Source organism: Paenibacillus sp. GM2FR (assembly GCF_002803325.1).
GTDB classification, from domain to species: Bacteria; Bacillota; Bacilli; order Paenibacillales; family Paenibacillaceae; genus Paenibacillus_AQ; species Paenibacillus_AQ lautus.
On the sequence record NZ_MKZM01000008.1, the window covers coordinates 3,811,047 to 3,828,518 of the forward strand.

Consider the following 17,472-nt stretch of genomic DNA (forward strand, 5'->3'; position numbering starts at 1 on the left):
CAGGAACGTTCTTTCGCTTACTCTTTCCATCATCGCTTGTTATAACATATCGTGTTGGTTAATTAAGAAGCATTGTATTACACCCGGGATCGATAATGCAAGAGTTTTATTTAAAGCTTGGGTGCTTTGATGCAGCGAAGACTTAAATGGGCGGCCTTGTTCTTCAGGAAGAAACATGCACCCTTTCTCTTTGTTTCACCGGATTTCCCCAATACGTAAACATGCGCCAAACGTATTCAAATGGTCCGATCGGAAGCCGCTTTAACCAGGCTCTACTGAATACAACTTGCATAGCGAAGATAATGAATACCATCACCATCTGCCAGATCGGTTCGATCATTCCGTACCACCCCAATCCGTAGCTGTAAAAGATCAATCCGCAAAGGATCGATTGCAGCAAATAGTTGGTGAAAGCCATTTTTCCCGGATAAGAAAATAGATCCAACACCTTCTGCCACGATTTGTTCTGGTATAAAAGTGCAAACAATCCGATATAGCCCAGGGTCAAGAGTGGTGCCCCAACGAATAAAACGACGGCCTCGCCCCAGGATGGAAGTCCTTCCGCCAGCGACATCACGAGTTGAAGGACAAGACCCAGACCTCCGCCCATCGCGACCAATCGGATGATCCCCTTCCGGTTCTTCCGGACCTCATGCAAAATACGGCGCTTGCAGAAGTAGGCACCCATTAGGAACATCCCTAATACTTGCGGGTAAAAGACCACCATATTCAAGATGGAGCCGATGTAATCATTCAGCCGCTGAGCGATGATCTTGGCCATCGTCCCCTCACCGTATATGGCGGCATCCCGCTCCTGGAAATAGATTCCGATCTGATGGGCATCCGCCTGGCTAAACGGCTCAAAGACTTGTCCGGCCGAAGAGCTCAGCAGGCTTGCTCCCGTCAGGAGAACGGGAACGAGCAGCAGCAGGGACAGTGACCAGATCAGCAGCGTTCTCGGCTTGCAGCGTTGAAACAGCATCAGTAGAAAACCCATGAGTGCATAGTGGGTCAGAACGTCTCCGTACCAAATCAGGATTCCATGGATCAGACCGATCAGAAGCAATGCCGTCAACCTTCGAGCATAGATGCGATTAAAGTTCCGGCCTTTTGCCTGACTGCTCTCCTGTAACATCACCATGCCAAAACCAAACAGGAAAGAGAAAATCAAAATAAATTTGCCGTCAATGACAATTCCGCGCAGCAGCATCAGGACTTCATTGTACCAGCCTGACCATAATTCGACCCCGAAAGAAATCGTTTGTAGCGATGTCGTAAAAAACGTAATGTTCACCAAAAAGATGCCTAATAGTGCAAATCCCCTCAAACTGTCAATGAGCCTTATTCTTGGCTGTAGATTCGTTGCCATCATTGTACCTCCTTATCAATGTGCCTTCAGGTTAAGGTACAATCATAAAGAAAGGATAAAGAAACTCATCTACTAACCTGTAAATTTACAGTAGCTTAAACATCACTCCGCATGCGGATCATTCTTCCGATCGCTGTTGCCCCCAGATTTCTATCTATCCACTAAAGAATGGTTGAAATCCGTGAGCAAAGGCGACCGCTGCCGCTTCTCCAGAATGATTCCGTCTGCTCCGTTGAAGTATGGGCACTTATAAACTTCAAGTAATCCAACTTTCTTTATTCATTCTTTAGAAATGACGTGTACACTAATCAGATATATTTTAAAAGCTATTTCTTGGAGGAAGTAATCGATATGGCAAACGAAACGATCCTATTGGTAGATGATGAAGAAGAGATCATCTCTTTTATACAAGACGCGCTGGAGCTTGAAGGCTATCACGTACTGACTGCCGGAAGTGGACGGGATGCATTGATCCAGAGCAAACAACAACCGTCCCTGATCATACTCGATGTGATGATGCCCGAGATGAACGGCATTGAGGTCTGCGAGCACCTTAGGGAAAGGACGCAGTGTCCCATTGTGTTCTTGAGTGCTTGCCAAAGTGAAGTGGACCGGATACGAGGGCTGGCTGCGGGCGGGGACGATTATCTGCTCAAGCCCTTCAGCCTCGCGGAATTGAAAGCCAGAATCCATGCCCATCTTAGGCGAGAACAGAGAATCCACACGCAAAAAGAACAAGGCATCCTGCGGTTCCAAGCCCTGACGATCGATTGCAAGGGACATGCTGTTAGCTGCAACGGGCACAGCATCGCTCTGACGAATAAGGAGTATCAGATCGTGGAACTGCTGGCGATGCATCAGGGGCAGGTCTTTTCCAGAGAGCAGATTTACGAGAAGTTATGGGGGTTTGACGCCGAGGGGGACGACGCTACCATTACCGAGCACATCAAGAAAATCCGGGCCAAGCTGGCCGCCCATGCACAGAACCGCAGCTATATTCAAACCGTATGGGGCATTGGCTACAAGTGGGATCCCAAATGATGAAGCAGCGTTCCATCAAAAACACGTTCGCCCGCCATTTCGTCTCGATTCTGGCCTGCAGCCTGCTGGCTACGCTTGTAACCTGGGGGCTGCTCGTGCTGCTGCTCGGGTACCTGTTCAACCATGACATCGCGCTCCCGGCGAATCATTACGAAGCTCAAATCCCTGTTATTTCGGAATACGTCGAGGCCCGGGGCGATTCGGTCATCAGCACGCAGGGACAAGCCGATCTGGAAAAGGTAATCCCCTCGCAGGGCATGTCCTACCTCGTTGTGTCCCTTACCGGCGAACCTTTATACGGGGATCTTCCTCTCTACGAATCGCTTGACCGGCGGAAGATCATGGCACGCTTAAACCAGATCCACAGAAGCATGAATCAAGTCGTTAAGTACATTCCGGTTGTCTCCAGTGACGGAGATCTTGCAGGGGCTCTTCTGCTTGGATACAACCTGAAGGTGACGGCAGCCAATCCGGCGCTGAATCCTTTGGTAACCTTCGGGTTCCTGGCCTTTTTTCTGACCCCTTTTCTGTATATCATCCTGTTCACTCTGATATTCGGAAGGCGATTCAGCCGAAAGATCAGCACTCCGCTGCAGCAGCTTCTGCAAGGAGCCGAACAGATTAAAGAGCGAAACTTACACTTTTCCATGACAGGAACATCGTCCATAACGGAAGTTAACCGGCTTACGAATGCTTTTGAGGACATGCGTCAAGAGCTTGAGCAATCCATCGAGCGGGAATGGAGATTGGAGCAGGATCGAAGCACCATGTTTGCGGCTCTCGCTCACGACCTTCGGACACCGCTTACGATTATTCAAGGACATGTTGAAGGCCTGGAGCAGATGAGCGGGGAGTCTTATGAAACCAAACGATCGCAATATCTGCAAGTCATCAAACGCAACACGGCACGTGCTTCGAAACTTCTTCAGGATATGAACACCATCGCAGAAATTGAAAAGGTGTCTTTTCGGCTCCAGCCCCTTCCCGTGGATATTGAGGAGCTGGCGGATGAAAAAACCATGGAATATACCGCTTTATGCAGCAATATGAACATAACCTTCCATACAGAAATCAATGATAACCGAATGAACAAGAAACCCGTCATCTTGGATCCTTATCGCATCATGCAGGTTCTGGATAATCTCGTTTCGAACAGCATTCGATATACCCCTGAAGCCGGACAGATTCTATGGCGTATCGAACTCACCGAGCAGCAGGTGATGATGTCTGTTACGGATAATGGAGCAGGCTTTGGGAAGCAGCAAGATCTGCAGCAGGTATTTAAGCAGTTTTATCAAGGAGAACATCCTTCCTCCAGACAAAAAGGGCATTCCGGTCTGGGGCTGTATATCGCCAAACTTCTAATTCAGCATCATGGAGGGCATATTTCCGCCGAGAATACCTCACCTTGCGGGGCGACAATCCGCTTTACCATACCGATCCAAGAATCATAAGCCTCCCGAGGCATCATAAAGAGGCATCCTGCCCGATCCCATGAATCGGGGGATGCCTCAATCGTTATACCTTTAACCGATAAATTGCCTTATTGTCGAGTCCGCGGATCATCGGTGTCCATGGCTCCGTTTCAAGCGTCGTATCCAGGGCGTCCTCCACCATCTGCAGCTTGGCGTCCAGCAGGTCGATATGGTGCAGCGCGACGGCTTCGGCCGTTTGCGGCTGAACCGGGCTCCCCCACTCTCCGAGGTTATGGTGGGAAAGTACGAGATGCTGCAAGCCCAAAACCACTTCGGATTCCAGCGCGATGTCGTTCTGAATGGCCGCTTCCACGATCCAGTTGGATGCCAGGGCGATATGTCCGATCAGCTTTCCCTGGTTGCTGTAGTCCGTAACGATGCCCATCTGGGCGATCATCTCTTCCGGCTTTGCGATATCATGCAGGATAATGCCGGCCTTGATCAAGTCCGGATTCAGAAACGGCCGCTGCTTGCAGATGAAATCGCCAATCTCCAGCATGCGGACAATATGATAGGCAAGTCCGGCAAAATAGGCATGATGATAGGTTTTGGCAGCCGGATAATGCATCAGCTTCTCTTCCACCTTCGACACGCAATACTGCACAATGCTTCGTACCTGCGGCTCCGCAATCTCGTTCATCGTAAGTTTAATTGTATGTAACAGATCCACGGGGCGAATTGGCGCAGCCCTCACAAAATCGGTCAAGGAAACGCCATCCTCATCCGTTGCCTTGCGGATTCGGCTGATTTTGACTTGAGGCTGATCCCGGTAGCTCAGCACGGTTCCCTGGATTTTGACTAATTGCATCGGCAGGAACGTTTCTTTATCCTGAATGGTCACATCCCAGTACTTGGCCGAAATCTGGCCGCTCGCATCCGAGAGAATAATGTCAAAATAATCTTTCGGCGGCGTGCCGTTGGTCTGTCTCATATTTAATTCCTTCAGCAAGTAAAAACCAACAAAATCATCTTGAATGCTAAGTTTATTAATAGGTTTCATCTGGTTCCTCCCCAAAAAATCCCGTTAAGTTAACTATAACAAAGTCCCGTGCAATGAGTCTATCACACTGAAATATCCGCTCTGCAAAATCACAGAATCATAAGCCGAACTTCAGCAGTTGACTTTGACACCAGTGTCATCGTTTAGCATGGGGTTAGACTTATCGAGAGGAGCTATAATTCAATATGAAAAACAGTACGCAAAGTCAATCATCAGTGACGATCATAGGCCTGGGACCGATGGGCCAAGCGATGGCACGCACGTTTCTAAACCATGGCCACGCAGTCACCTTGTGGAATCGTACGGCCAGCAAAGCCGATGAGCTTATCAAACTGGGAGCTGTCGGAGCCTCTACAATTAAGGAAGCACTGGATGCCAATGAGCTAGTGCTTCTAAGTCTTACCGACTACAGCGCAATGTACGCCATCCTGGAAAATGCCATAGAAAGCCTCGCCGGCAAGGTATTCGTTAATCTAAGCTCGGACACCCCGGAGAAAGCCCGGGAAGCAGCCAAATGGCTGGCCGGACATGGTGCTTCGCATCTAACAGGCGGTGTGCAGGTTCCTCCGTCGGGAATCGGCAAGTCGGAATCCTTCACCTTTTACAGCGGACCCTTGGATGTCTTCGAGGCACACAAGGAGGTGCTTGAAGTGTTGACTAGCACGGACTACAGGGGGGAAGATCCTGGACTCGCCGCGCTGTATTATCAGATCGGAATGGATATGTTCTGGACGGCTATGCTCAGTTATCTCCACGCTGTTGCAGTAGGACAAGCGAACGGCATCACGGCAGAGCAATTGAAGTCACATGCAATCAGCACGATGGCTTCGCTGCCACAATTCATTGAGTTCTATACCCCGCGCATCGATGCAGGAGAATATCCGGGGGACGTAGATCGGCTCGCCATGGGCGTTGCCAGCGTTGAGCACATCGTTCATACCACACAGGATGCAGGCGTTGACGCTTCATTGCCTGAAGCGGTTCTGGAGATCTTCAAGCGGGGGTTGGCGAATGGCCGTGAAGGGGACAGCTTTACCAGCCTGATTGAATCGTTCAGGAAAACCGCGGCATCATCGCATTGAACCATCCCGCGCATCATCGAGTGAACTTTAAATTTCGATTCTTGCCTGAGAAGCGAATGGTTGATCGGTTTCCAACAAGATACGGATGACACAAGAAAAAGCACCCGCGGGTGCTTTTTCTGTCATCGCCTTTTCGCATTCGAGTCGAGGCCAGTATTAATTTTAAGATTTCCATGCACCCGGATGGTCGTCTTGAACCAAATCCAGCTCCACGGCTCTCGCGTTTGCCTCCACCTGCTCGACGCTCTTGCAGCCTGGAATGACGCAGCTGACAGCCGGATGCTTCAAGCACCAGGCCAGCGCCCACTCGGCCATATTCACGCCCTCCGGCACTTCGTTCTGCTTAATCTCTTCCACAAGCTTCAGCTTGGCGTTGATCTCGTCCTGGTCACGGTTCTTGCGCACGTTATCGCTGAAGACCGTCCCTGGCTTATACTTTCCGCTTAAGTACCCGCTTGCAAGCGGAACTCGCGCCAATACTCCAAGATCCTGCTTCAAACATGAAGGAAGAACCTCTTCCTCCGGAGCTTGCTCCAGACGGTTATACACGACCTGAATGGCTTTGGCATTCACCTCCGCAGCCTTATCCGTTTGATAGATGTTTCTGTTACTTCCAATAGAAATGCCCAGATTACGGATGGTTCCCGCCTGAACCTGCTTGTCCAGCATCGTCCACATCTCATCATTGTTGAACACTTCATCCGAGCCGGAATGGAATTGATACAGGTCGATGTAATCGGTACGAAGCGCTTTAAGTGATTCCTCGAGCTGAATTCGAATCTGCTTCGTATCCCATGCGTTCTCCCACTGCTCATGCCATCGATGACCAAACTTCGAGGCAATGACCCAATCCTCGCGGCGGTCGCGCGACAAGAAATCACCGATGAAATTCTCGGACATATGATGAGGACCATAACATTCGGCTGTATCGAGCAGATTAATGCCTAGCTCCTTCGCATGCGTTAAAATGGCATCGACTTCCTGTTGGTTGAAATCCTTCCCCCAATCACCGCCAAACTGCCAGGTTCCCACACCGACTACCGATACTTTCAGATCGGTTTTTCCGAGACGTCTGTACTTCATATACTCACCCCTACTCTTAGATTTGTGCGCCTATATCTTATTTGAAATTGCAACCGTTTGCAACTGATGCTGCGGACTCTTTTTTCTCGTCCATCACCTATATTTTTCATCCGCTCGCCGTATCCGGATTGTTTAATAATAAGTCGTTATGGTGAACCCTATAATACGTAATCATTTCGTTATTATAGAACGGAATCAGAAAGGAGGATTGTCGGCGTGAATACTCGGACACTGGAGCAATGGATGCCGGACATTATAGAGAGTCTGAAAGCAAAAACACCCAATGACTTTCAGCGAATGATCGATGAATTTCTTCCTTATGACCTGGCCAGAATACATAGCCATCTCAGCGATGCGGACCAGACCCGATTTCTGCAGTTTCTGAACGAGGAGCAGCTGGCCGATATGATTCAGGAAATGGAGCATGACCAGCAGATCGAAGTTTTGGGCAGGCTGGGCAAAGAAAGAACGGCCATCATCATGGACTTGATGGATAACGACGACCTCGCCATTTTGCTGGATGAGCTGTCACCTGAGCAGAAAGACGAATTCCTCAAGGGAATGCGGGACGAGGAATCCCAATTTGTCTTGAACCTGATGAAATACCCGCCGGAAACTGCGGGCCGAATCATGACCAATCGTTACGTGTGGATTCCCCAGCATTACACCGTATCCGAGGTCGTCCAGAAGCTGAAAACCTACGTCTCCATTTCCGAAACGATCAACTATCTGTACGTCATAAACCAAGACAAGAAACTGATGGGCGTGGTGTCTTACCGGGGTCTTATCTTGGCCGAACCGGATGAATATATGGTGGATATCATGCACAGCCGGGTGCTGTCCGTACCTGTGGATGCCGATCAGGAGGAAGTCGCTCAGATGATCCAAAAATACGATCTGGTCGCCATCCCCGTCGTTGAACAGGATAACAAACTTGTAGGCATCATTACGGTTGACGATATTCTCGACGTCGTCATCAAGGAAGCCGATGAGGATATTCGAAAAATGAACGCCACCGGGGGCAAATCCATTGACTTCAACACCAAAGCAACCGTTGCCGCCTTTCGAAGATTACCGTGGCTGATCCTGCTCTTATTCATCGGTCTGATCTCGGGAACGATCATTTCCCGATTTGAAGAGACGCTGGCACAGGTTGTGGCGCTAGCCTTCTTCATGCCCATGATTGCCGGAATGACCGGCAATACCGGCACGCAGTCGCTAGCTGTTATTGTACGCGGCCTGACTACGAAAGAAATGACCAAATCGCTGGTGTACCGGCTGTTAGCAAGAGAGCTGAAGGTCGGCTTGATGATCGGGGTCACATGCGGGATCCTGATATCCTTGATCGCATATTTCTGGCAGGGCAATCTCTATCTGGGGTTTGTGGTCGGAAGCTCGTTGATTGCAACACTCATCGTGGGCACGATGGCAGGTACAATCATTCCGCTCATTCTGTTCAAATTCAAAATTGATCCGGCCGTGGCCTCGGGACCGTTAATTACAACCATTAACGATATTCTCTCGCTTGTCATCTACTTTGGCATCGCGACCCTGTTTCTGTCCTATATCTAGCCGACCGCCGGGATGAACATTCCCTTTCAAAAAAAAGACTTCCGATTCATTCACCGGAAGTCTTTTTATTTGGAATCCGGCAGTTCGATGTCGAGGATATCATCAACTCAAAAACGGCTGGGTCTTATGAAAACTTACGGAACAAGCATGATGATACATTTCCTTTTCTACCTTTTTTTTCTTGCAAATGATGCCACCTGGTTTATTATATATGTAGTTCAGATCAAGAACTTAAACATGCTAAATACGAAGTACATAGAGTATATGTTATATGCTAGAATCTGCCCGGCTTGGTTCAACATGAAGTTTGCATTCAATCCAATAGAGGAGTGATGGTTATGAGTATGAATTTATTTCATCCCGAAACAAGACAGAAATTAATGTGGTTGAATGAGCCTGAGCATTGGGAGTTTACATCAGATGACCGGCTAATCATGGATGCCCCGTCGAAGGCAGACTTTTTCAAAGACCCTGGAGGAAAACATATAGCTCATTCTGCCCCCTATCTTCACCTTCAGGTTGATTCTACCTTCCAGCTAGTAACGCAGCTTCAGGTAGATATGCTCCATTTATATGATTCCGGGTGCTTGATGTTGATGGCAGACGAGAATAATTGGGCCAAGCTATGTTTTGAATACAATGGTGAGTATGCTACGATTGTGTCCGTTGTTACCCAGAACGGCTTTTCGGATGATTGTAATTCCGAGCGTGTATTCGTTAGCAAGCCTTATCTAAAAATAACGAAGAAGGATAGAACTATTTCTTTTTACTACTCATCGGATGGTGAAGCTTGGAAATTGATTCGATACTTTGGAATGGATGCCTCGACTCCATTTACAGCGGGTGTGGTAGCCCAATCACCGATGGGAGCAGGTTGTCGAGTCCAATTTCTGTCTTTGTTTTTATCTGAATCGGATGAGAAAAGCAGGTTTTAGTATAATATATTCAAAATAATAACATTTTTCTCACTCGAACTGGCCATCATGAAAATGATAGGGTGAGCTCATCGTATCTCCTTAGATTGAAAAATGGTTGGCATAACTTAAACATTACCAAAAAGTAATTATATCACTTCAAAGTGCGTACTTCTCAAGCCGAACCCTAACGTGCAAAATGACATTAATCAAGAACATCACGTTAGGGAGATGAACCTATGAATACAGATCAACGTTCACATCATTCGCAAAAAACAGCTTTGGTTGTAGGGGCCAACGGGGTGATCGGCCGCAACCTCATCGAGCACCTTTCGACGCTTCAAGGCTGGGATATCGTCGGCGTATCGCGCCGAGGCGGAGATTCCACGAACCGCGTACGTTATATCTCCGCCGACCTGCTTGATCGGGAGGATACGATTGCCAAATTAAGCTCTTTGACCGAAGTGACGCATATCTTCTATGCGGCTTATCAGGACCGGCCAACGTGGGCCGAGCTTGTCGCACCAAATCTGGCCATGCTTGTCCATGTCGTGGAAGCTATCGAGCCCATTGCTGCCAATCTGCAGCATGTCAGCCTGATGCAGGGCTACAAGGTATACGGCGCGCATCTCGGTCCATTCAAGACGCCGGCCCGGGAGACGGATGCGAACCATATGCCGCCAGAATTCAATATCGATCAGCAGAACTTTTTGGAGGAACGGCAGCAAGGCAAAGCCTGGACCTGGTCCGCGCTGCGTCCATCCGTTGTCAGCGGATTTGCCCTTGGAAACCCGATGAATCTGGCGATGGTCATTGCCGTCTATGCCTCGATTTCAAAAGAGCTCGGCATTCCTCTGCGTTTCCCAGGTAAGCCGGGAGCCTATCACAGTCTGCTGGAGATGACCGATGCCGATCTGCTCGCCAAGGCCACGGTTTGGGCTGCTACCGATGAACGATGCGCCAATCAAGCATTTAACATCACGAACGGGGACCTGTTCCGCTGGAACGAGTTGTGGCCGAAGATTGCGAATTATTTCGGCATGGAAACCGCGCCGCCCCTGCAGATGAATCTGGAAACGGTCATGGCGGATAAAGAGCCGGTCTGGAATCGTATGGTTGAGTTGCATGGACTTGCGGAGCACACGTATCAAGAGGTTTCATCCTGGAAGTTCGGTGATTTTGTGTTCTCCTGGGATTATGATTTCTTTGCAGACGGTTCGAAGGCACGCCGCTTCGGTTTTCATGAGTATGTCGATACGGAAGCCATGTTCATGAATATCTTTGACGAGCTCCGGCGGCGTAACGTTATTCCATAAATCATCGCGCAAGCTGCATGACGAAGAGCCGACTATACGTGGAATAGTCGGCTCTTTCATTTATCACACCTTTTAATGCCGATCCTCAAATGCCGGCTTCTCCAGCACCATGGCCGATTCCCCATACTTCCGTTCGATATGAATATCTCCCCATCTGCACATCAAATGAAGAATTTCCTTCAAGCTCCAGCCATACTCGCTCAATTCATACTCCACCTTGGGCGGAACCTGATTATACGTCTTGCGTAATATAATGCCCTCCTCTTCCAGCTCCCGCAGATGCTGTGTCAGCATTTTTTGGGTGATCTGGGGAATCAGGCTTAAAAATTCGCTGTTGCGTCTTTTACCGAAGGTAAGATGAAATAGAATGACCGGTTTCCACTTTCCGCCGATGACCTCCAGCGTAGCTTCGACCGCGGTGTTGTATACTTTTTCCTTATGCTCCATGAAAAGCCTCGCTCCTTCGTTCCACGATATGGCATTACCAGTGATTTCCGACCTCTCGCTTTACTTCTTCCACTATAACACGAACCCCTTCCTCGATCTGATCCAATCGCGCTCTGGAAATACTGATACGTATAAACTTCTCGCGCATAAGGTAGTCGGACAGATAAAAAAGCTTGCCGGACACCACATGAACGTTCCGCTCTTGCAGCCGCCTGATCAATCGCTCCAGGTTAACGGTCTGCGGCAGCTTAAACAGTTTATATATGCCGCCGTCGCCGGGCATGGCTTCAATGAATCCGGTTCCCTCGTACCGCTGCAAAGCGGCATTCAGGGCTTGCATTCGGGTTTCATACTGGCTGTAAATTTTCTGCTTATGCCGCTCGTACATCCCGTTGCTGATATAAATTTCGAGCGCCGCTTGGGACAGCAGCGACGTATCCCCATAACTTTTGAAAGCATGAAACGTTTCAAGCAAACGTTCCGGCAGGACGACGGCTCCTAAGCGTAGTCCGGGGAAAATGATCTTGGAGAAGCTCTTCAGGTATACGACGTGCGATGTTCTGTTGTACGCATAGACAGGATCATATCCCCGTTCTTCGCCTAGATCGGCCATATAGTCGTCTTCGACGATATAGACGTTATATCGGGTCGCCAGTTTCGCAATGGCCTTCCTCTGTTCGGCGCTGTAGGAAGTGCCCAGCGGATTATGATATCTCGACATGGTATAGAAAAATTTAATATGTCCGGAGCGGAAATGCTCCTCCAGAGCCTGCAGATCGATGCCAGCTGCCGTGCGCGCGATTCCGATAACGGGTACTCCTTCACTCTCCAACAACTGCAAATAATTATTGTAGCTAGGCTGTTCGACCAGAATGACGGACTTTCCGCCGGGAAACGGCATTTTAGTCAAAATCTCAAGTGCCTGCTGGGCGCCCGCCGTAATCATGATCCTCTCCGCGGTAGTGAACACTTGAGCTCCTGCCAGATGGGAGACCAGCGTATGGCGCAGTTTCTCCATCCCTTTCGGATCGCCATAGGTAAACAGCTCGTATTTATAGGTATCAATCGCCTTGTTCAGGCAATGCTGAAAATCCAGATACGGGAATACATTCACGTCCGGAGAGGCCGATGCAAAATCAATCCAACTCTTATCCATGTTATCCGAATCCCCGTCTTTCTGGACGACATAATAGCCGCTTTGCGAAACCGAATAAATGGCGTGCCGTTTCTCAAGCTCGGAATAGGCACGAATCACCGTACTGATGCTGCACCCGTAGGATTGTGCCGCACTTCGAACGGAAGGCAGCTTCTGCCCTGAACGGTATTGGCCTTCCTGAATTTTTAATTCCATATCGGTAAGAATGGATAAATACTTTTTCACGATCACGCCCCCTTGTGACTCTTATTATACAGGACCTCACCACTGTATCGGTACAGTTGTGAAAATAGGGAATGGTTTCAAACGCATCATTATCCTATATTTCAAGTAACCGTTCGCCGCTTGGGGAACACCTTCCCAGCTTTAAGAATGAAGATAACTGTGATAGGGAGCTGATTCGTATGTCATCCATCTCGCATACCGATTTTTTAACTACTGTACGTGAACGTCAAGCGGTTAAACATTTTGACCCGCAGCACAACCTCCGTCATGAAGAGATTCAAGAATTGCTTGAGATTGCGAGTACCGCACCTTCCGCTTGGAATCTGCAGCATTGGACGTATCTTGCCATTACAGATAAGGCAGCCAAAGAAAAACTGCTGCCCATCGCATATGGACAAAGGCAAATCGTTGAAGCCTCCGCTGTCATCGCGGTGTTGGGAAACCTGCAGGCCCATCAACATGCTGAAGCGATATATGACCAAGCGGTTCAGGCAGGGTTCATGCCAGAGGAGGTCAAAACGAATCTGGTTCGGCAAATTATGAATTCGTACACCAACGCCCCTGAACTCGCCCAGGAAGAAGCGATACGGAGCGCTTCCATGGCCGCCATGCAGCTCATGCTGGCTGCAAAGGCACGCGGTCTTGATTCATGCCCGATGGGCGGATACAACGCAAGCCTACTCACGGAAGCATTCGGGGTTCCGCGCCATTTGGTTCCCGTTATGCTGGTTGCGATCGGTAAGAAGACCGTTCCGGCTCATCCTTCTACCCGTTTACCGGTAGAAAAGACGGTAATTTGGAATCACTTCTAAGGCTCAACTAAAAAAGATCTAATATTTTTAGGTGAAAAACCTAATTTTATTAGGTTTTTTGAGTGGAAAGCGTCTGATAGAATAAATACAAGCGCTTACAATGCAACGATTCAAGGAGGAAACGTGATGACCAAACCCGTACAGCCTAACGAACCGATCGTAACCCATATCTATACCGCGGACCCTTCCGCCCACGTATTCGAGGGTAAAATTTATATTTATCCATCCCATGACCTGGATCACGAGAACACGTCCAATGATAACGGCGACCAGTATGACATGGAAGACTACCACATTCTCTCGATGGATGATGTGTATGCTCCATGCGTGGACCATGGCGAAGCCCTTCATGTGAAGGATGTTCCATGGGCGAAGAAGCAAATGTGGGCACCGGATGCCGCCTTCAAGAACGACACGTACTACTTATACTTCCCTGCCAGGGATCATGACGATATTTTCCGACTTGGCGTAGCGACAAGCTCCTCGCCTTCCGGCCCCTTTAAGCCGGAGCCTCATTACATCCCGGGCAGTTACAGCATTGACCCTGCCGTATTCGTGGACGACGATAACCGGGCCTATATTTACTTCGGTGGCCTCTGGGGCGGACAGCTGGAACAATGGCAGACCGGATCGCATATTCCGGATGCGGAAGGACCTGCCGCGGATGCGCCTGCCATCGGACCGCGGGTCGCCGAGCTGAGCGACGACATGCTTACTTTCAAGGAGACGCCGCGAGAAATATCCATCGTCGATGAGAAGGGCAACCCGATTGTCGCGGGGGATGAAGAGCGAAGATATTTTGAAGGACCTTGGGTCCATAAATACAACGGCACCTACTATCTTTCTTATTCTACCGGCTCAACACACAAAATCGTCTACGGCACGAGCCAAAGTCCAACGGGGCCTTTCGAGTTCAAAGGCACGATTCTAACACCTGTTATCGGCTGGACGACCCATCACTCCATCGTTCAGTTTCAGGATAAATGGTATCTCTTCTACCATGACAGCTCCCTCTCCGGCGGGGCCGACAACAAACGCAGCGTCAAGTTCACCGAGCTGACCTACAATGAGGACGGCACCATTCAGACGATTGATCCGTACGGTAAATAAGGCAAGAGGAAGGCTGGATTCCATGACTATGGAGTTCAGCTTTTTCCGGTTCAATTTTTTTACAGCTGCTTCGCTGTCGTTGTTTAGTGATATAATGAAAGCTGCTATCATTTTTTGATGTTAGTCGCGGCGGATCCATCTATATCACACAGAAGAAGGAATGCAACCATGACAAGGCAGCTTATGAAACGATATATCATCCTGATTGCAGGACTATTCTTAATGGGACTTGGCACGGCTCTCGTGACCAAAGCCAATATCGGAACCTCCCCGATTGCCAGCGTACCGTATGTGCTGAGTTTAAAATTCCCCCTCTCCATGGGACTGATGACCATCCTGTTATGCCTGCTGTTTGTAGTGATCCAGGTCCTCCTGCTCGGTAAGCAGTTTCCCAGGATGCAGTACCTGCAAGTGTTTGTCGGTGTTCTGTTTGGCCTGTTTCTGGATATGGGGGCGTATATCGTAAGTTCGCTCAACTTTACGATGTATTTCATGAAAATTTTAGCATTACTGACGGGCTGCATGATTCTGGCGATCGGCATCTATCTTCAAATCATCGCTAATTCGATCCTGAACCCGGGCGAAGGCATCGTGAAAGTCATTTCTGAAAAACTAGGTGCCGAATTCGGGAACATCAAGATCATATTCGACTGGACCCTGGTGTCCATCGGTATCGTCATCTCGCTGTTTGCTTTCGGTTCGATTGAAGGCGTACGCGAGGGTACCGTTATTTCGGCTTTTTTGGTTGGCTATTGTATCAAATTGCTGCGCCGGATCATGTTTCGTTGGCGCAGCAAAAGAACCCGGGAAGCAGTGCTTGAACAGAGCCCGTAATTTTCATGAGATAGCCTGTGGTTAAACGATCACCTATTTGATTATAATGAGTGGTAAGAGACGAAGAACGTCCCAGCGCATTCCTAATTTGGAATGAAGCCGGGGCGTTCTTTTTTTATTTAGGGAGGTATGCGGTCGAATGGATTTTCGGAAGGCATATGGGATTTTTATGTATTATCATCTGAGCAACAGGACTGGAGAAAGAAGAGGCCGTCTGGAACGAGGGCATGGTGAGGCCGAAACCTTGTTTTGCCAAAAAGTCTGGTGGCCGCTGCGTGGTCACTTTCGCGATTTACATCCACAATTCGAGGTGCTGGATTGGTGCGGACGATCCTATTACTGCAGCTTCGCTTTCATCACTCCGCATCTGAGACTGATCATTGAGGTTAAACCATTTAGCACGTATACAACCGAGACGGACCGGCAGAAATATTGCGACGAGCTGAATCGGGAAACCTTTTTATCCGCCATGGGGTATCAGGTGATTTCATTTGCTTGCGATGATGTGACCGATCGTCCGGAACTGTGCATCATGCTCCTGCGGAAGGTCCTGAGCCGCCGGTATCTGGCAGAACCACATTCAACAAGCGTATCGTCGGTAACGGAACGCGAAATCATCCGGTTTGCATGCATGCTGGCACGGCCCCTGCGCCTGATTGACGTGAAAACGCATCTGCGACTGAATCATCGTACAGCCCTTCGCTTCCTTCACTCTCTTTGCGATAAGGGTCTGCTGATTCCCGTAACCGGATCGCAAGGCAAACATGTCGTGAAATATAAGCTTCATCCTCGTGCGGCGCAGTGTCTATAACTACTACAACGGAGGCATCTCGAACAGCAAGGCTCGCACTCTGCCGTAAAACAAACAAGCTGACCCATCGTTTATGGAGTCAGCTTGTTTTGCGATTCGTTATAGTTCATATGTTGCAGCCCGGCGGTTACACGCCCCTTTTAAACAAAGAGAAAGAGTAAATCGCTGGAGCCGCCACAATCAGTATAATGACAGGAACAATTGCGACGGCAAGATTCACTTTCAGAAACGCCGTCAGGATCATGAACGCTCCGCCTGTCATCCACAGGTACCCGGCAAAACGATGCGTTTTATTCCAATTATCCTGGCTGTTCAGCGTCCAAGGCAGCTTGATGCCCACCGTATAGTTCTGTTTGCTCTTCGGCAAATAATTGCCGGTGACCACGAGGAGCATGCCCACGAGAGTCGGTGCAATCGTCTGGATCGGCAGCTCGGCCCCCATGGCCTTGAACAGCGTGATCGGCATGAGAATGAGAGACAGCGCGGGGATAAGCCATAGACCCATCGTTCTTAAAACCGGGGCAGCGTTCATTTTCTTAGGATCGTTGTTAAGCGCTACATGGACAATGACGTTAATAACCGCCGTAATCAACGGAAGCACAAACGCCGCAACCGCCTTCGACACGTAATTATCCGGATTGCCCGCCGCGTCCCAGTGAACAGCCACCTGCTCAGGCAATTGGCTGTACAGCGTCATCGATAAAATAATCGGCAACAAGCATATCAGCGTTGTTATAACCAGCATTGAACTATTCTTTTTCCTCATCTTGTTTCCCCCCGTTAAATTGTGAAAACCACAGCATGATTTCTTCGAAGACGGACACGTTGATCTCATAGTAAACATAATTTTTATATTTTGTTTCAAATATCAGTCCGGCCTTCTTTAGCTGTGACAAATGATACGAAATGGTCGCCCCGGTCATATCGAAATGCTGACCGATCTCACCGGCTGACATTTTGCCGCGTTTGAGCATAACCAGGATGTCCCGTCTCACCGGATCAGATAACGCCTTGAATGTTTCCGGAAACCCCAATGTGCATCACCAGATTTCTATTTAGAATTTCATCTAAATACATTATCTCTCATTCCTGCACCGAAATGCAATACCTATTTTGAAAAAAATCTAAATAGAAAGTAAAATGGGCATCCCGACATGCCCAACGCCTTGATCCAAGAAATCGTTGATTTCCTTAAAACAACAAAAGTCCGCCTCGGACCAGCATA

Annotated in this window: 17 protein-coding genes; 10 read left to right on the plus strand and 7 right to left on the minus strand. The window is 48.9% G+C overall.

Annotation, left to right across the window (positions count from 1 at the left end):
* Positions 1-163: 163 nt before the first annotated feature.
* The gene (locus PAEVO_RS17250) at positions 164-1,369 is read right to left on the minus strand and encodes a DUF418 domain-containing protein (RefSeq protein ID WP_100538647.1); all 1,206 of its coding nucleotides are present in this window, start codon (positions 1,367-1,369) and stop codon (positions 164-166) included.
* 351 nt (positions 1,370-1,720) lie between these two features.
* Here PAEVO_RS17250 and PAEVO_RS17255 point away from each other — a divergent pair, with 351 nt between their 5' ends.
* Positions 1,721-2,410, plus strand: a complete 690-nt coding sequence (locus tag PAEVO_RS17255; protein ID WP_100538648.1) for a response regulator transcription factor — start codon at positions 1,721-1,723, stop codon at positions 2,408-2,410.
* Complete coding sequence (locus PAEVO_RS17260; RefSeq protein ID WP_100538649.1) at positions 2,407-3,864, plus strand: HAMP domain-containing sensor histidine kinase; 1,458 nt, start codon at positions 2,407-2,409, stop codon at positions 3,862-3,864. Before PAEVO_RS17255 ends, PAEVO_RS17260 begins: the two co-directional genes overlap by 4 nt.
* A 64-nt stretch (positions 3,865-3,928) precedes the next feature.
* Here PAEVO_RS17260 and PAEVO_RS17265 read toward each other — a convergent pair whose 3' ends face one another.
* Positions 3,929-4,885 carry a 3'-5' exoribonuclease YhaM family protein gene (locus PAEVO_RS17265; protein ID WP_100538650.1) on the minus strand — a complete coding sequence of 319 codons (957 nt, stop codon included), beginning with the start codon at positions 4,883-4,885 and terminating at the stop codon, positions 3,929-3,931.
* A gap of 185 nt (positions 4,886-5,070) precedes the next feature.
* Between PAEVO_RS17265 and PAEVO_RS17270 the strand changes: the two genes are divergently transcribed.
* On the plus strand, positions 5,071-5,967 hold the full coding sequence (locus tag PAEVO_RS17270) for an NAD(P)-dependent oxidoreductase (protein ID WP_100538651.1): 897 nt from the start codon (positions 5,071-5,073) through the stop codon (positions 5,965-5,967).
* A 162-nt stretch (positions 5,968-6,129) separates the two neighbouring features.
* Here the strand turns inward: PAEVO_RS17270 and PAEVO_RS17275 are convergent, their stop codons facing one another.
* A complete protein-coding gene (locus tag PAEVO_RS17275) occupies positions 6,130-7,050 on the minus strand; it encodes an aldo/keto reductase (RefSeq protein ID WP_100538652.1) in 921 nt (306 codons plus the stop codon).
* A gap of 216 nt (positions 7,051-7,266) precedes the next feature.
* Here PAEVO_RS17275 and mgtE point away from each other — a divergent pair, with 216 nt between their 5' ends.
* The 3 genes from mgtE (at position 7,267) to PAEVO_RS17295 (ending at position 10,852) form a co-directional block, all read left to right on the plus strand.
* Positions 7,267-8,622, plus strand: coding sequence for a magnesium transporter (gene mgtE / locus PAEVO_RS17280; RefSeq protein ID WP_100538653.1), 1,356 nt, complete (start codon positions 7,267-7,269; stop codon positions 8,620-8,622).
* Positions 8,623-8,960: 338 nt separating this feature from the next.
* On the plus strand, positions 8,961-9,557 hold the full coding sequence (locus PAEVO_RS17290) for a DUF1349 domain-containing protein (RefSeq protein ID WP_100538655.1): 597 nt from the start codon (positions 8,961-8,963) through the stop codon (positions 9,555-9,557).
* Positions 9,558-9,775: 218 nt separating this feature from the next.
* On the plus strand, positions 9,776-10,852 hold the full coding sequence (locus PAEVO_RS17295) for an SDR family oxidoreductase (protein ID WP_100538656.1): 1,077 nt from the start codon (positions 9,776-9,778) through the stop codon (positions 10,850-10,852).
* A gap of 72 nt (positions 10,853-10,924) precedes the next feature.
* Here PAEVO_RS17295 and PAEVO_RS17300 read toward each other — a convergent pair whose 3' ends face one another.
* Together PAEVO_RS17300 and PAEVO_RS17305 are read right to left on the minus strand one after the other, a co-directional pair.
* Entirely contained in the window at positions 10,925-11,299 is a 375-nt protein-coding gene (locus tag PAEVO_RS17300) for a winged helix-turn-helix transcriptional regulator (RefSeq protein WP_100538657.1), read from the minus strand.
* A 34-nt stretch (positions 11,300-11,333) separates the two neighbouring features.
* Positions 11,334-12,680, minus strand: a complete 1,347-nt coding sequence (locus tag PAEVO_RS17305; RefSeq protein ID WP_100538658.1) for an aminotransferase-like domain-containing protein — start codon at positions 12,678-12,680, stop codon at positions 11,334-11,336.
* 179 nt (positions 12,681-12,859) lie between these two features.
* Here PAEVO_RS17305 and PAEVO_RS17310 point away from each other — a divergent pair, with 179 nt between their 5' ends.
* The 4 genes from PAEVO_RS17310 (at position 12,860) to PAEVO_RS17325 (ending at position 16,247) form a co-directional block, all read left to right on the plus strand.
* Positions 12,860-13,492, plus strand: coding sequence for a nitroreductase family protein (locus tag PAEVO_RS17310; protein WP_100538659.1), 633 nt, complete (start codon positions 12,860-12,862; stop codon positions 13,490-13,492).
* Between the two features lie 126 nt (positions 13,493-13,618).
* Entirely contained in the window at positions 13,619-14,602 is a 984-nt protein-coding gene (locus PAEVO_RS17315; protein ID WP_100538660.1) for a glycoside hydrolase family 43 protein, read from the plus strand.
* A gap of 168 nt (positions 14,603-14,770) precedes the next feature.
* Positions 14,771-15,436 (plus strand): YczE/YyaS/YitT family protein, encoded by a 666-nt coding sequence (locus tag PAEVO_RS17320; protein ID WP_100538661.1) that lies wholly within the window; start codon positions 14,771-14,773, stop codon positions 15,434-15,436.
* 139 nt (positions 15,437-15,575) lie between these two features.
* The gene (locus PAEVO_RS17325) at positions 15,576-16,247 is read left to right on the plus strand and encodes a hypothetical protein (protein ID WP_100538662.1); all 672 of its coding nucleotides are present in this window, start codon (positions 15,576-15,578) and stop codon (positions 16,245-16,247) included.
* A gap of 127 nt (positions 16,248-16,374) precedes the next feature.
* On the opposite strand, the gene PAEVO_RS17330 is transcribed toward PAEVO_RS17325, so the two are convergent.
* Together PAEVO_RS17330 and PAEVO_RS17335 are read right to left on the minus strand one after the other, a co-directional pair.
* Entirely contained in the window at positions 16,375-17,013 is a 639-nt protein-coding gene (locus PAEVO_RS17330) for an SdpI family protein (protein ID WP_100538663.1), read from the minus strand.
* A complete protein-coding gene (locus PAEVO_RS17335) occupies positions 16,997-17,281 on the minus strand; it encodes an autorepressor SdpR family transcription factor (RefSeq protein WP_100538664.1) in 285 nt (94 codons plus the stop codon). Before PAEVO_RS17335 ends, PAEVO_RS17330 begins: the two co-directional genes overlap by 17 nt.
* Between the last annotated feature and the right edge of the window lie 191 nt (positions 17,282-17,472).

Excerpts from the sequence above, each read along its gene's own strand:
- PAEVO_RS17250 (WP_100538647.1), bottom strand. The coding sequence starts at position 1,369 with ATGGCAACGAATCTACAGCCAAGAATAAGGCTCATTGACAGTTTGAGG.
- PAEVO_RS17255 (WP_100538648.1), top strand. The coding sequence starts at position 1,721 with ATGGCAAACGAAACGATCCTATTGGTAGATGATGAAGAAGAGATCATC.
- PAEVO_RS17260 (WP_100538649.1), top strand. The coding sequence starts at position 2,407 with ATGATGAAGCAGCGTTCCATCAAAAACACGTTCGCCCGCCATTTCGTC.
- PAEVO_RS17265 (WP_100538650.1), bottom strand. The coding sequence starts at position 4,885 with ATGAAACCTATTAATAAACTTAGCATTCAAGATGATTTTGTTGGTTTT.
- PAEVO_RS17270 (WP_100538651.1), top strand. The coding sequence starts at position 5,071 with ATGAAAAACAGTACGCAAAGTCAATCATCAGTGACGATCATAGGCCTG.
- PAEVO_RS17275 (WP_100538652.1), bottom strand. The coding sequence starts at position 7,050 with ATGAAGTACAGACGTCTCGGAAAAACCGATCTGAAAGTATCGGTAGTC.
- PAEVO_RS17290 (WP_100538655.1), top strand. The coding sequence starts at position 8,961 with ATGAGTATGAATTTATTTCATCCCGAAACAAGACAGAAATTAATGTGG.
- PAEVO_RS17295 (WP_100538656.1), top strand. The coding sequence starts at position 9,776 with ATGAATACAGATCAACGTTCACATCATTCGCAAAAAACAGCTTTGGTT.
- PAEVO_RS17300 (WP_100538657.1), bottom strand. The coding sequence starts at position 11,299 with ATGGAGCATAAGGAAAAAGTATACAACACCGCGGTCGAAGCTACGCTG.
- PAEVO_RS17310 (WP_100538659.1), top strand. The coding sequence starts at position 12,860 with ATGTCATCCATCTCGCATACCGATTTTTTAACTACTGTACGTGAACGT.
- PAEVO_RS17315 (WP_100538660.1), top strand. The coding sequence starts at position 13,619 with ATGACCAAACCCGTACAGCCTAACGAACCGATCGTAACCCATATCTAT.
- PAEVO_RS17320 (WP_100538661.1), top strand. The coding sequence starts at position 14,771 with ATGACAAGGCAGCTTATGAAACGATATATCATCCTGATTGCAGGACTA.
- PAEVO_RS17325 (WP_100538662.1), top strand. The coding sequence starts at position 15,576 with ATGGATTTTCGGAAGGCATATGGGATTTTTATGTATTATCATCTGAGC.
- PAEVO_RS17330 (WP_100538663.1), bottom strand. The coding sequence starts at position 17,013 with ATGAGGAAAAAGAATAGTTCAATGCTGGTTATAACAACGCTGATATGC.